A 13,488-nucleotide genomic window follows, 5' to 3' on the forward strand; every position below is an offset into this window, starting at 1 on the left:
GCCGGCCTCCCACAGCGCTAGTGTCCGCAACTGGTGCGATGTGCGGCACGTGCCGTCGACTGTCCCCCGCCCAGTCAAAGGAAGTTGATGAAGAAGCTAGTTCTGGCTCTTGTCACCGCTGCGGCTGTCGTTGCCGCGGCGCTGATTCCGTCCGGTCCGCCGGTCGAGGCTGCGTCGAAGGGCTTCGGCTCCGCGGTCTCCGCGGTGCGGCAGACGGCCTGGCAGACGAACAGCAGCGTGAACGCGCTCGCCATCGCCGGCAACACCGTGTTCGCCGGTGGCCTCTTCACCAGGATCCGCCCGCCGGGCGCGGCCAAGGGCCAGCGGGAGTCGGTCCGCACGTACGTCGCGGCCTTCAACAAGACCACCGGCGCCCCGACCACCTTCGCCCCGAAGCTGAACGGTGCGGTCTACAGCATCGCGACCAGCCCGGACGGCAAGTGGGTGGTGCTCGGCGGCGACTTCACCACGGTGAACGGCGTCAAGCGCAGCAAGGTCGCCCTGTTCAACGCCGCCACCGGCGCGCTCGCCAAGACCTGGGATCCGGTCGTCGCGGCCCGGGTGAAGACCCTGGCCATCTACGGCAACAGCGTCTTCATCGGTGGCGCCTTCACCAAGATCGACGGCCAGGTCCGCAACCGCGTCGGTGCCGTCACCCTCAGCACGGGTGCACTGCTGAAGTGGAACCCGAACGCCGACGACGACGTCTACGCGATCGCCACCTCCGACAACGGCACCCGGGTGTTCATCGGCGGGCCGTTCGAGAAGATCAACAGCCGCGAGCACTACTCGCTGGCGATGGTGAACAGTACGACCGGTTCCGCGCTGTCGATGCCGGCCGCGAACTCCATCCCGAAGCCGACCTGGGAGTGCACCACCCGGGTCAAGGCCATCGACACCCTCGGCAACAAGGTGTTCATCGGCAACGGTGGTGACGGGCCCGGCTGCTACGACGGGATCATCGCGGCCGACGCCACCACCGGCAAGCTGCTCTGGCAGAGCCACTGCCTGGGCGCGAACGAGGCGCTGAAGGCGATCGACGGCTGGCTCTACAAGGGCTCGCACGCGCACGACTGCAGCCAGGACGGCTCGTTCGGCGACGGCACCGGCACGCACTACCTGCTGGTCCAGAGCGTTGCCAACGGCAAGATCGGCCCCTGGTTCCCGAACACCGACGCCGACCAGAACAGCACCACGAAGGTCGGCCCGCTGGCCTTCGCCGGTGACAGCACCGGTCTGTGGGCCGGTGGCGACTTCCTGCACGTCGCGGGCAAGGGCCAGCAGGGACTCACCCGGTTCAGCAGTGCGCCGGGTGGCGCGTTTCCCGCCGTACCGAAGGCTCCGGCGCTGACTGCCGGCCGGGCCAAGGTCACCGTCAAGTTCACCGACGTCTACGACCTCGACAACATCACGCTGACGTACAACGTCTTCCGCGGTAACACCAGGATCGGGTCCTACAAGTACAACTCGTACTACTGGGACAAGCGGAAGTCCTACACGGTGACCGACACCGGGGTGAAGTCCGGCCAGACGGTCGGCTACCGGATCGTGGTCACCGACGACCGAAATACCGTCAAGAGCTCGACAGCGACCGTCAAGGTCCAGTAGAACCATGGGGGCTGTCCGGACGGGCAGCCCCTTCGCATTCGCCCACCGGCCGCCCGCCGGTCCCGGAGTACATTTGAACCCGAGGGGGGTTCATAAAAGTGAGGAAATTTATCGCTGCGCTCGGCGCGGCAGGTCTCGGCGTTGCCGGGCTCCTGATCGCCCTGCAGCCGGCTCAAACCGCAGTGACCACCGGTGGCCCGCTCACCGCGCTCCCGGCGAGTGCCTGGCAGACCGACGCGAGTGTGCTCGGACTGGCGGTCGCCAAGAACAAGGCGTTCGTCGGTGGCCGCTTCCTGAACGTGCGTCCGCCGGGCGCCGCCCCGGGGGCCAGCCAGACCAGCCGGACCTACCTGGCCGCGTTCAACCAGACCACCGGTGCGCTCGACACCACGTTCAACCACGTGCTGAACGGCGTGGTCTGGTCGATCGTCGCCTCGCCGGACGGCTCGAAGATCTACATCGGCGGTGACTTCACCAAGGTCGACGGAGTCACCCGGAACCGGGTGGCCGCCTTCGACTCCACCACCGGCGCGCTGATCGCGAACATCAAGCCCAGCGTCTCGTACCGGGTCAAGACGCTCGCCATCGGCGGCAACAGCCTGTACTTCGGCGGTTCGTTCGGGCTCGTCAACGGCGTCGCCCGCAACCGCGCGGCGGCGATCAGCACGGTCGACGGCACGCTGCTGCCGTGGAACCCGAACGCGGACGCCGACGTGTACGCGATCGACGCGGCCGACGACAACTCCAAGGTCTACCTGGGTGGCACCTTCACCAAGATCGGCACCACCAGCCGGTGGGCCGTGGCGAGTGTGAACAACTCGACCGGTGCGATCCTGCCGTTCTCCGCGGCCTCCGCCGTACCGAGCCCGACCACGACCTGCAAGAGCCGGGTCAAGGACATCGAGACGGTCGGCACCAAGGTGTACTTCGCCAACGCCGGTGACGGCGGCGGCTGTTTCGACGGCACCTGGGCGGCCGATGTTGCCACCGGCAACCTGGTCTGGCGGAACACCTGCCTCGGCGCCACCGAGGCGATCACCATGGTGAGCGGCTGGCTGTTCAAGGGGTCGCACGCGCACGACTGCAGCGCGGCCACGGCCGGTCCGGCGTTCCCGGAGGGCACCGGCAACCACTACCTGCTGCTGCAGAACCCGGCCGACGGCAAGATCGGGCCCTGGTTCCCGAACACCAACGCCGCGGCCCCGACGCAGGTCGGCCCGCTGGTCTCGGCGACCGGTGGCACGGACCTGTGGGTCGGCGGTGACTTCACCAAGGTGAACGGCGCCGGTCAGCAGGGCCTGACCCGTTTCACGAACCTCGGGAACGGCGCTGTCCCGCTGGGCCCTGTCCTGCCGACGCTGTCCAACACCGTCACCAAGCAGGTCAAGGCCACCGTCCAGACCTCCCTGGACAACGACGACATCACGCTCACCTACCGCCTCCTGCGCGGCTCGACGAACGTGGTGGTCGCCACGACCACCGCGAACTCGACGTTCTGGAGCCGGCCGAACATCACGCTGACCGACCCGAACGCGCCACTCGGTTCGCAGATGTACCGCATCGAGGTCACCGACGGAAAGAACACCGTCCGCGGCGGCTACTCCACCATCACCGTCAAGTAGGAACCACCGATTCGAGCCCCCGGCCCTACCAGGCCGGGGGCTCAGTCGTTGCGGTCCATTGGGAGCGATCGGCCTCATACCTGGGTCGTACGTCGTACCAGGAAGTGAGTGCCGTTGGCCGATGCTGGAGCCGGCCTGCTTTCGGGATGCTGTTGTCATGACGCGTCGGACTCTGCAGGTGATCGGTACGGCCGTGGCGGGAGCGGCGCTTGCGACTGCTCTGTTGGTTGGGCTGCATCGGCCCGGGGCGCGGTTGTGGACGACTGCGGCGTCGTTCTCGCTCACTGTGGCTGCGCAGCTGCGCTGCGGGGATGTCCCGACCGGGCTTGCGGAGCTGTTTGAGCGCAGCTAGGTCAGGCGTTGGCGCGGCGGTGGGCGGCTATGGCGCGGTTGGCCTGGTGCCACCACAGGAGCAGCGTGCAGAAGGAGGCGCCGGCCAGGCCCCAGGCTGCGCCGCTGGCGCCGTCCAGGAAGGCGCCTCCGACGCCGCAGACGACCAGTACGACGGATGAGACCAGCCGGACGCCCAAGCCCCGGTTGGCGGCCGCCAGGGCTCGCAGGATCGCGAAGGCGCCTGCGTTCGAGGCGCCGAAGGCCTGGAGCAGGATTACTGGGATCAGTACGGCGTGCGCCTGCGCCCAGACGCCTGGTCCCAGCAGCTCGCGGCCGACGACCGGTGGGAGCAGGAGGAACACGGCTCCCCAGGCGAGTGCTCCGGCGCCTACGCCCAGCGAGATGGCCAGGCCGACCAGCCAGAGCCTCCGGTAGGAGTGGCGCAGCGCTCGGCCTGCTTCCGGGACCGAGATCATCCGGATGCCCTGATTGAGCACGTTGACCGGCCCGAGCAGGACCTGGGCACCGCGGATACCGGCGGTGGCGGCCAGGCCGGCGGCTGCGGTGATCCCGAGCATGTAGACCTGGATGGTGCCGGAGATCGCCAGCATCTCGCCGACGTACTTCGGGGTCAGGTCCCAGTTCCGGCGTACCCACTCCCTGATCAGCTGGCGGCGCGGCGCCAGCCCGGTCTGGAAGCGACCGGCGACCGCGGCGATCACCGCGCCCAGGCCCCAGGCGAAGGTGATCGAGAACGCGGACGCGGTATCGGTCAGGTACAGCCCGCCGAAGATCGCGAGCATGCTGAGCAGCCAGATCAGGTCGTTCAGGAAGGCCTTGTAGCCGTCCCCCACGACGAAGAACGCCCAGCGCCACGCGTCCTGCAGCAGCAGCCCCGGCATGGTGATCGCGAACGCGACCAGCACCCCGCGCGACGGCACACCGGGGAACAGCGCGATCGCGAGCCCGACCAGGAGCCCGAGAAAGCCGAGCAGCAGGGCGGTCGCCGTACTGGCTCGGACTGCACGCTCCCAGGCTGGAGTGCGGCCGTCGGTGGAGTGCCGGACGGCCAGTGGCTCGGTGGAGACTGCCCGGGAGACGTTGAGGGCGATCGTGTAGCCACCGAAGGCCAGCGCGTACACACCGAAGTCAGCGACCGAGCTGGAGCGTGCCACCAGCACGCCGACGGCCAGATTGCTCAGGCTGGACAGGGCCTGGTCGGCCAAGCCCCAACCCGCGCGACCGGCCGGTCCGGCGAGTCGACGTAGTTTCTTCGGTCGCCGGAACTTCACTCTGGCACGTTACACAGCACGTGGCGGGCGGCGCAGTACGCCGAACCCGAAACGCGGAATCCCGATCAGATAGCGCTTCCACAGCCGCCGGGGCTCCTTGTAGAGCCGATAGCTCCACTCCAGTCCGGCACGCTGCATCCACAGCGGCGCACGGTCCAGCCGCCCGGTGTGGAAGTCGAACGCCGCACCGACCCCGATCAGGATCGCCGCGTTCAGCCGCTCGCGGTGCTCGGCCATCCAGCGCTCCTGCTTCGGAGCGCCGAGACCGACCCAGATGATGTCCGGCCGCGCCGAGTTCATCCGGTCCACCGTCTCGGCGTCCTCGGCCTCGGTCAGCGCCCGGTACGGCGGGCACTCGACCCCCTGCACCTTCAACGCGGGGTGCAGGTCCTGGAACCGCATCCGCAGCTCGTCGGCCACGCCCTCGGCGCCGCCGTAGAAGTACTGCGTCCAGCCACGCTCGGCAGCCTCGGCCATCACCCGCTCGAGCAGGTCCGGCCCGGCCACCCGGTCCATCTGCTCGAAGCCCGCCTTCTTACCCGCCCAGACCAGCGGCATGCCGTCCGGTACGACGAGGCCGGCCGTGTTGTACACCTCGGTCAGCCGCTCGTCCGCCTTGGCGTGCAGCAGCGCGTTCATGTCGGTGACGCAGACCAGCTGCCGTTCACCGTTGTCGATCCAGCGCTCGAACGTCGCGACCGTGTGGTCGAGGTTCGTCACGCTGACCTGGATGCCGAGTACGTCGACCCGGTCCGCTGCGGTGGCAGGGGCCTCGAGATCGGTCATCGGTTGTCCTCCGGGGTCAGCAGGGCCAGGTCCGCGTCGACCATGATGCGGACCAGTTCGGGCACGTGGGTCTGGGCCTTCCAGCCCAGCTCGGTGTTCGCCTTCGACGCGTCACCGATCAGCGAGTCGACCTCGGTCGGACGCTCGTACCGGGAGTCGTGATCGACGTACTCCTCCCAGTCCAGCCCGACATGGTCGAACGCCAGCGACACGAAGTCGCGCACCGAGTACGACGTACCGGTCGCGATCACGTAGTCGGCCGGAGTGTCGTGCTGCAGCATCCGCCACATCCCCTCGACGTACTCCGGCGCATACCCCCAGTCCCGGCACGCATCCAGATTCCCCAGATACAGCCGCTCCTGCTTACCCAGCTTGATCGCGGCCACCGCGCGGGTGATCTTCCGCGTCACGAACGTCTCACCGCGCCGCGGCGACTCGTGGTTGAACAGGATCCCGTTCACCGCGAACATGTCGTACGCCTCGCGGTAGTTCCGCGTCATCCAATACCCGTACAGCTTCGCCGCCCCGTACGGCGAGCGCGGGTAGAACGGGGTCGACTCGTTCTGCGGGGGTGGCGTCGCACCGAACATCTCCGACGACGACGCCTGATAGAACCGGCAGTCCAGCCCGATCATCCGGATCGCCTCGAGCAATCGCGTCGTACCCATCCCGGTCGTGTCACCGGTGTACTCCGGCTCGTCGAACGACACCCGCACATGCGACTGCGCCGCCAGGTGATACACCTCGGCCGGCCGGATCGACGCCAGCAACGTCACCAGCCGCGAGCCGTCGGTCAGATCCCCGTAGTGCAGGAACAGCCGCTTGCCCGTCTGATGCGGATCCTCGTACAGGTGGTCGATCCGTTTGGTGTTGAACGTCGACGCGCGCCGGATCAGGCCGTGGACCTCATAACCCTTGGCCAGCAAGAGCTCAGCCAAATAGGAGCCGTCCTGCCCGGTGATCCCGGTGACAAAAGCCTTCTTCATACAGCGTGCTCCAGGTACCAGGCGTAGGTGGCGGCCACTCCGTCGGAGAGGTCGATGGTCGGCTTCCACCCCAACGCCTGCAACCGGCTCACATCGAGCAGCTTGCGCGGCGTCCCGTCCGGTTTGGACAGATCGTTGCTAATAGCACCTTCATACCCGACGACGCGGGCGACCAGCGCGGCCAGCTCCTGGATCGTCACGTCCTCGCCGACACCGACGTTGATCGGCTCCGGCTCGTCGTACGTCTCCAGCAGATGCAGGCACGCGTCGGCCAGGTCGTCCACGTGCAGGAACTCCCGGCGCGGCGTACCGCTCCCCCACAGCACCACCTCCGGCGCACCGCTCACCTTGGCGTCGTGGAACCGGCGGATCAGCGCCGGCAACACATGCGACGAAGTCAGGTCGAAGTTGTCGTTCGGCCCGTAGAGGTTGGTCGGCATCGCCGAGATCCACGGCAGACCGTACTGCCGCCGTACCGCCTGGACCTGCATGATGCCGGCGATCTTCGCGATCGCATACGCATCGTTGGTCGGCTCCAGCTCACCGGTCAGCAGACTCGACTCGCGGATCGGCTGCTCGGCGTACTTCGGGTAGATGCAGGACGAACCGAGGAACAGCAACCGCGGTGTCCGTACGGCGAGGGCCGCATCCATCAGGTTGACCTGGATGCGCAGGTTGTCGCTGAGGAACTCGGTCGGGTGATCCCGGTTGGCCAGGATCCCGCCGACCCGGGCCGCGGCGTCGATCACCACCTCCGGCCGGTGCTCGGCCAGGAACGCGAACGTCGCATCGCGATCCCGCAGGTCGAGCTCGGACGACGAGGCGCCGATCAGCCGGGTGTGCCCGGCCGCCTCCAACCGCCGCCAGATCGCCGAACCCACCAGGCCGCGATGGCCTGCAACATAAACGGTCGCGTCAAGTTCCATCAGTACGCTCCCGCGCCGTAGATCACCGCACGCACGGTCTTCCAGAGAATCAGCAGATCAAGGGTCATCGACCAGTTGTCGACGTACCGGAGGTCGAGCCGGACCGACTCGTCCCAGGACAGGTCGCTGCGGCCGCTGACCTGCCACAGGCCGGTGATGCCGGGCTTGACCAGCATCCGGCGGGAGTCGTCGGCGGCGTACAGCGCGACCTCCTCGGACAGCGGCGGGCGCGGGCCGACGAGCGACATCTCACCGCGGAGGACGTTGAACAGCTGCGGCAGCTCGTCCAGCGAGAAGCGCCGGATCCAGCGGCCGAGCGGGGTCATCCGCGGGTCGTCGCGCATCTTGAAGATCACACCGTTGCCGTCGCTCAACGCATAGAGGTCACCGAGCCGCTGCTCGGCATCGGCGTACATACTGCGGAACTTGAGCATGGTGAACTCGGAACCCGCGCGGCCGACGCGCTGCTGGCGGAACAGCACCGGCCCCGGGCTGGACAGCCGGACCGCGAGCGCCAGACCGATCAGCAACGGCGACAGCAGGATGATCATGCTGAGTGCCATCACCCGGTCGAAGACGGCCTTCATCAGATGCGGCCCGCCGCTGACCGAAGGCCGCTCGAGGTGCAGGAGCGACAGGCCGGCGACCGGGCGGACCGAGATCCGCGGACCGGCCACCTCGATGATGCCCGGCGAGACGATCAGCTCGATCCCGCGCTGCTCCAGCGCCCAGGACAACCGGCGCAGCGAGTGACCGACCAGCTCCGGATCGGTGGAGATGGCCACGACCTCGACCGCGTGCCGGTCGGCAGCGGCCAGGATGTCCGCCTCGTCCAGCTCGTCGGCGTGCAGCGGCCCGTCGGTCACCTCCTCGGTGCGCGGCCGGCAGGTGGCGACCACCCGGAACCCGTCCGTCGGCCGGCTCTCGAGGTGCTCACACAAGGTTGCGGCCGGGACGCTGTGCCCGACCACGAGAACCCGATGCATACAACGGCCTCGAACCCGGTGCCGGTGCAGATCCTTCCGCAGCGCGTACCGCAGGCAGAGCGCGGCCGCACACATCACCGGGATCGCCAGCACGACGAAGCCGCGGGCGATCTCGGTCTTCGTCACGTACGACGCCATCGCCACGGCCGCGGTCAGCCCGACCCCCGACCGCAGCAGCGACCGGAACTCGTCCGGCCCGGTACCGAAGTACCGGGGGTCGTACCCCTTGGAGAGCGCCACCGCGGCCACCCAGGCCAGCGGCAGCAAGCTGCTCACGATCAGATAGCCACTGCCGACACCCGAACCGAACCGGGCCAGCAGCGCCACGAACACACCGAGCATCGCGGCCAGCAGATCACCGCCGACAGCGGCCCAGCGGTACACCCCGAGCCAGCGCGGTTCGGTCGAGCGCGACGACCGGGGAACGATCGCGGGAACCTCATGCGGAACCACCCAGAGCGGACGGCGGCCGTCGACCGCGTCCGGCGCCTCAGCTCCGCTCACTCCGCTTCCTCGTGTCTGCGCGTCATACCTGTCAAACGGTGATCACCGCACTAAGTGACGGTGAAATCCCTGGTTTCCTGGCTCACAAAATTCACCCGCAAGTTGACGGCGAGTCACGGCAGGTTACTACGTGCTGCGGTGTACTGCGACCATCGACGCGGAACCGTTGCACAGAACTTGCACGAGCTGCGAAGTTAGGTAACCCTAACCTGGTAGTCAGCCATCCGACCAATCGAGGAAAGGCCTTCATGACCACGATCGACGACCTGATCGGCTTCGGCCTCGATGCGTACCGCAGCTACGCACCGGATCCGGACGCACCGGTATGGCTCGCCGCCCGGCGTGATCGAGCCAGTTGCGCCGTCCTCGCCGAGACCATCCCCGCCGCGCAGCTCGCCCCCGACTCCCAGGCCGAGTTCGCCGCCACGCTGGCCGAGCGAGGTCTCGACGTCGCCGAGTTCCACCTGATCGCCGTACACCCCCGGCAATGGGCCAACCGCCTAGCCACCCGCTGCGCCGGCGAACTAGCCAAACGCAACCTCGTCCTGCTGGGCGCAAGCGCCTAGCCACGCATCCAGCCCGAGCGTCGCTGCCGGTGGCGCCGAACCCCCACGCCATCACAATCACCCAGCCGCCACTGCCCCCAGCCTCAACTCGCCCCACCCAACCCACTTGTGATGGCCCCCAGCTCCGCCCACCCGCGAACCCCGCCTGCGCCACACACTGAACCCAGTGGACGGCCGCACGGTGAACCCGGTGGGCGGGCGCTCGGTGGTGCCGGTGGCGCCGGGATTGCGCCCCGAACCGGTTCGGGGGGAGGTGTGTTTACGGCACTCGGGGGTGGGGGTGGGGGACGGTGTGTTGGAGGAAGGTGTGGAGTTGGCGGCCTACTACGTCGGCGGCGAACGTTTGCTGGAAGTGGGTGCGGGCGGCTGTGGCCAGGCGGGAGATTGTGGCGGGGTCTTCCATCAGGGCGATCAGGGTCTCGGCGGCTGCGTTGGCGTCGTCGAGGGGCCAGAAGAGGCCGTCGACGTTTGGCCGGAGTACGTCTGGGATACCGCCGACCGCGGCCGCGACGACTGGGAGGCCTTCGGCCATGGCTTCGACCAGGACGATGCCGAAGCTTTCCATGGTGGCTGTGTGGCAGTAGACGCGGTGCTGGCGGAGGATGGGGCGGGGGTCTGGCTGGTAGCCGAGGAAGTGAATCTGGGGAGCGATGTCCAGGTCGGTTGCGAGCCTCTGCAAGGCGGTGCGTTCGGGGCCGTCGCCGACGATGGAGAGGGTGTAGCGGTGGCCGCGGGCTGCGGCGGCGCCGAGGATGTGGAGTAGGTGGCTGTGGTTCTTGCGGGGCTCGAGGCCGCCGATCGTGACCAGGTCCGCCACGACTGATGGGGCGACCGCCGGTTGCGGGCTCTCCGGCACCGGGTTGGGTACGACGGCGTTCGGTACGTCGAGCAGCGCCGGGATGCGGGCTTCCAGCTGGGACTTGTTGAAGGTGGAGACGTAGACGATCCCGTCGAGTCTGCTCAGTACGTCGGCCTCGTGCTCCTGGATCGCCTGGAACACCGAACCGTTCCGCGGGATCTCGCCCTTGTCGGCCCATTCGTCGGCCTGCGAGATGTTCAGGTGCGCGACCATCACGACCGGCTGGGTTGTGCGCACCCGGAGTGCGACCCCGGCGCTGATCGGGCACTGGGCATAGATCACCGCATCCGGCCGCGAGGCCAGGTGCCGGCGCAGGGCCGCTTCGAGGTACCGCGCGTGCCAGTACTCGTGCCACCGAATCCCCGCCGGCCGACTGATCCGCCGTACCAGGATCCGGGCCGCGAAGATCGGCAGCACGAACGGCGACCGGGCCGAGAACGGGCTGACCACGCTCACCGGTTCGGACTCAGACCGCAGATACTCATCGAAGGTGCGCACATGGCTCTGCAGTCCCGACGGGCCCTCCAGCCGCATCAACGTCGCAATGACCACTTCGCTCACGCAGGCGCCCCTTCCAGATGGGCCGCCGCGAAGTGCTCGTGCTGGGCCTTCTGCAAGCGGCTCCACCAAATTCCGCCACCGACGATCGAGGCGATGGCCGTCCCCCAGACAGCGCCTTGGGCACCCCAGAACACCGCACCGACCGCAGCCATCCCGACGAACAGCGTGGTCACGACGAGCTGGCACTGCATAGTCAGGTCGGCCCGGCCGAGAGCGCGCAGCGCAGCCGACGGACCCACATGGGTGCATCCCGCGGCACAACTCACGACGATGCCGAGCACCAGCCCACGAGCGTCAACCCAGACGTCACCAAGCACGAGCCGCCCGATCCCCAGCGGGAACGTCACCATCACGGTCACTCCCCAACCGAGCGCGACAACCGCCAGCCCACCGCTCAACGCAGCACCCAGCCGGAGCAACGCGCGACGCCCGCGGGTCAGCGCCCGAGCGGCCTCCGGTACGGCGACCTGGCCGACCCCCATCAGCAGCGCAGCCACCGGGCCGATCACCATCTCCGCACCCCGAATCGCACCGGCGGCCGCCAGTCCACCGGTCGCGGCGACGACGAGCGCGCGGATCTGACCACCGGCACCCAGTACGACGTTCTCGATCAGGAACCGGACACCCAGATCACGGTGCTTGCGCAGCCAGCCGATCGCGAGCCCCGGCCGTGGCAGGATCCGCGACTGCCAGATACCGAACAGTCCCGCGACCCACGCCGTACCGCCGAAGACGAGCAGTGCGAAGGTGATGCCGCGGATGTCGGCGGCGTACCCAACCGCCAGCACACCGACCATCAGCACGGTCCACACGGTGTCGTTGACGAAGGTCTTGGCACCCTGCCCCGCGGCGAAGAACGCCGACCGCCAGCTGTCCTGGAACATCAGCCCGGGCAGAACGATGCCCAGGGCAATGAATGCCGCACCGGCCTCGGACCCCGGCGTGTACTGCTTCATCACGACCCCGAGACCAACACAGACCGCACCGCTGAGTACGCCGACGAACAGCGCGACCCCGCCCGCAGCCGCGACCGCCTGCCGCCAACTGTCCTTACCGGCCGCACTGAAGCGAACCATCACCGCATCCGTCGAGAGCGCCCGCGAACAGTTGAGCGCGATCGCATACGCGACGAACGCCAACCCGAGCGCACCAAGACTCGCAGCTCCCATCAGGCGCGCCACGAACACCCCGAGCAGGAAGTTGCCGAGACTCGACACCGCCTGATCCGCGATCCCCCAGCTCAACCGTCCAAGGACCTGCTTGCGCACGCTCACGAGCGGCCTCCGAACAGTACGGCGGTCAGCTCGGCGAACTGCTCGTCCAGCCGCTCCCGAACCACCTGCAGCCGCTCGTTGATGGTGCGGACCACCTGCGCCCTCTCCCCCTGCAGCGCCACGAACTGCGTGTACAGGCGGTCGGCGTCGAGCTCGCGAATGTCCTGGAACCACTCCTCGACGCCGAACTGCTCCATCACCGCGAGGTGCTTGCGTCCATACCCGATCGCGATGGTCGGCTTGCCGAGCTTCAGCCCGAACAGCACCGTGTGGAAACGGGTGCCGATGACAGTGTCGACCGTGCCGAGCTGGCTCATCAGCTCGTCGGTGGACGTGAACGGTTCGTACACCACGTGTGCTGACTGGACTCGGGACTGCACCTCCAGTGCGACAACCTCGTCAGCCTCGTCACCGATCAGCAGCCGGACGCGCCGTCCATCGGCCAGCAGCCGCTCGACGAACTGCGTCATTTGCGCCGTGTACTCCGCCTGGATCTGCTCCGCGTGGGCGCGGTCCTCATCACCTCCGGGGAACGCCATCACGCCAACACCGACAGAGTCACCGGCCGCAGCGATCGGAGGCGTCGGCAGCGCGAAGACGAGGTCCGGGTAGACCTGATCGGACAGCCCGGCCATCCGCATCTTCTGCGCGGCACCCAGCGACTGCTCGTCGCGGAACGAGCGGTAGTAGGCCAGCCGGGCGGACCGCGCCAGCAACCAGCCGGTGACACGTGCGCGGATCACATTCGCACCGACGCTGACGAACGCGACCTTGACGCCGAAGAGCTTGCCGGCCAGCGACATCACGAACTGCGACCACGGCAGCTCCCACGGCCGCTGCGGCAGCGTGGACTCCAGCACGCCCATCCCCGGAATGATGACGGCGTCATGGCGCCGGACCCAGGACATGATCCGCCAGGTGTCGATCACCGACGCGACCACGATCCGGCCGAGCGTCACGGCCAGCCGGACCGGCTTCGGACCGCGTACCGGCTGCGCGCCGGCCAACCAGCCGAGCTGAACCGCCGGTACGCCGTACCGTTCGGTGACTCGCTCCGGGCCGGAGCACAAGCTGTCGAGAACCGCGTCCGGCCGCTCCGCTTTCAGGTAGGCCAGGACGGCTTCGAGGGTCGCATCGTTGCCGATGTTCCCCGAACCGAGGCGGCCGAACAAACCGATCCGCACG

12 protein-coding genes are annotated in these 13,488 nt (G+C 68.2%); 4 read left to right on the plus strand and 8 right to left on the minus strand.

Annotation, left to right across the window (positions count from 1 at the left end; genetic code table 11):
- The first annotated feature begins 87 nt into the window (after positions 1–87).
- The 3 genes from ACFCV3_RS37735 (at position 88) to ACFCV3_RS37745 (ending at position 3,582) form a co-directional block, all read left to right on the plus strand.
- Positions 88–1,608 carry a fibronectin type III domain-containing protein gene (locus tag ACFCV3_RS37735; protein WP_376038932.1) on the plus strand — a complete coding sequence of 507 codons (1,521 nt, stop codon included), beginning with the start codon at positions 88–90 and terminating at the stop codon, positions 1,606–1,608.
- Positions 1,609–1,706: 98 nt separating this feature from the next.
- Positions 1,707–3,230 (plus strand): fibronectin type III domain-containing protein, encoded by a 1,524-nt coding sequence (locus ACFCV3_RS37740; protein ID WP_376038935.1) that lies wholly within the window; start codon positions 1,707–1,709, stop codon positions 3,228–3,230.
- A gap of 157 nt (positions 3,231–3,387) precedes the next feature.
- Positions 3,388–3,582, plus strand: coding sequence for a hypothetical protein (locus tag ACFCV3_RS37745; RefSeq protein WP_376038937.1), 195 nt, complete (start codon positions 3,388–3,390; stop codon positions 3,580–3,582).
- Position 3,583: 1 nt separating this feature from the next.
- Here ACFCV3_RS37745 and ACFCV3_RS37750 read toward each other — a convergent pair whose 3' ends face one another.
- Genes ACFCV3_RS37750 through ACFCV3_RS37770 form a run of 5 tightly spaced genes read right to left on the minus strand, consistent with a single transcriptional unit; the run spans position 3,584 to position 9,043 of the window.
- Positions 3,584–4,855 carry a hypothetical protein gene (locus ACFCV3_RS37750; protein ID WP_376038939.1) on the minus strand — a complete coding sequence of 424 codons (1,272 nt, stop codon included), beginning with the start codon at positions 4,853–4,855 and terminating at the stop codon, positions 3,584–3,586.
- 9 nt (positions 4,856–4,864) lie between these two features.
- On the minus strand, positions 4,865–5,641 hold the full coding sequence (locus ACFCV3_RS37755) for a WecB/TagA/CpsF family glycosyltransferase (RefSeq protein ID WP_376038941.1): 777 nt from the start codon (positions 5,639–5,641) through the stop codon (positions 4,865–4,867).
- Complete coding sequence (gmd, locus tag ACFCV3_RS37760; protein ID WP_376038943.1) at positions 5,638–6,627, minus strand: GDP-mannose 4,6-dehydratase; 990 nt, start codon at positions 6,625–6,627, stop codon at positions 5,638–5,640. The genes ACFCV3_RS37755 and gmd overlap by 4 nt, the downstream gene beginning before the upstream one ends.
- The gene (locus ACFCV3_RS37765; RefSeq protein WP_376038945.1) at positions 6,624–7,553 is read right to left on the minus strand and encodes a GDP-L-fucose synthase family protein; all 930 of its coding nucleotides are present in this window, start codon (positions 7,551–7,553) and stop codon (positions 6,624–6,626) included. Before ACFCV3_RS37765 ends, gmd begins: the two co-directional genes overlap by 4 nt.
- Positions 7,553–9,043, minus strand: a complete 1,491-nt coding sequence (locus ACFCV3_RS37770; RefSeq protein ID WP_376038947.1) for a sugar transferase — start codon at positions 9,041–9,043, stop codon at positions 7,553–7,555. Before ACFCV3_RS37770 ends, ACFCV3_RS37765 begins: the two co-directional genes overlap by 1 nt.
- A gap of 248 nt (positions 9,044–9,291) precedes the next feature.
- Between ACFCV3_RS37770 and ACFCV3_RS37775 the strand changes: the two genes are divergently transcribed.
- Positions 9,292–9,609 carry an IucA/IucC family protein gene (locus ACFCV3_RS37775; protein WP_376038948.1) on the plus strand — a complete coding sequence of 106 codons (318 nt, stop codon included), beginning with the start codon at positions 9,292–9,294 and terminating at the stop codon, positions 9,607–9,609.
- 259 nt (positions 9,610–9,868) lie between these two features.
- Here ACFCV3_RS37775 and ACFCV3_RS37780 read toward each other — a convergent pair whose 3' ends face one another.
- The 3 genes from ACFCV3_RS37780 to ACFCV3_RS37790 are packed head-to-tail and all read right to left on the minus strand — an operon-like array spanning position 9,869 to position 13,487.
- Positions 9,869–11,029, minus strand: coding sequence for a glycosyltransferase family 4 protein (locus tag ACFCV3_RS37780; protein WP_376038950.1), 1,161 nt, complete (start codon positions 11,027–11,029; stop codon positions 9,869–9,871).
- Entirely contained in the window at positions 11,026–12,303 is a 1,278-nt protein-coding gene (locus ACFCV3_RS37785) for a hypothetical protein (protein WP_376038953.1), read from the minus strand. Before ACFCV3_RS37785 ends, ACFCV3_RS37780 begins: the two co-directional genes overlap by 4 nt.
- Entirely contained in the window at positions 12,300–13,487 is a 1,188-nt protein-coding gene (locus ACFCV3_RS37790) for a polysaccharide pyruvyl transferase family protein (RefSeq protein ID WP_376038955.1), read from the minus strand. The genes ACFCV3_RS37785 and ACFCV3_RS37790 overlap by 4 nt, the downstream gene beginning before the upstream one ends.
- Between the last annotated feature and the right edge of the window lies 1 nt (position 13,488).

The sequence above is a fragment of the Kribbella sp. NPDC056345 genome (assembly GCF_042262745.1).
GTDB lineage: Bacteria > Actinomycetota > Actinomycetes > Propionibacteriales > Kribbellaceae > Kribbella.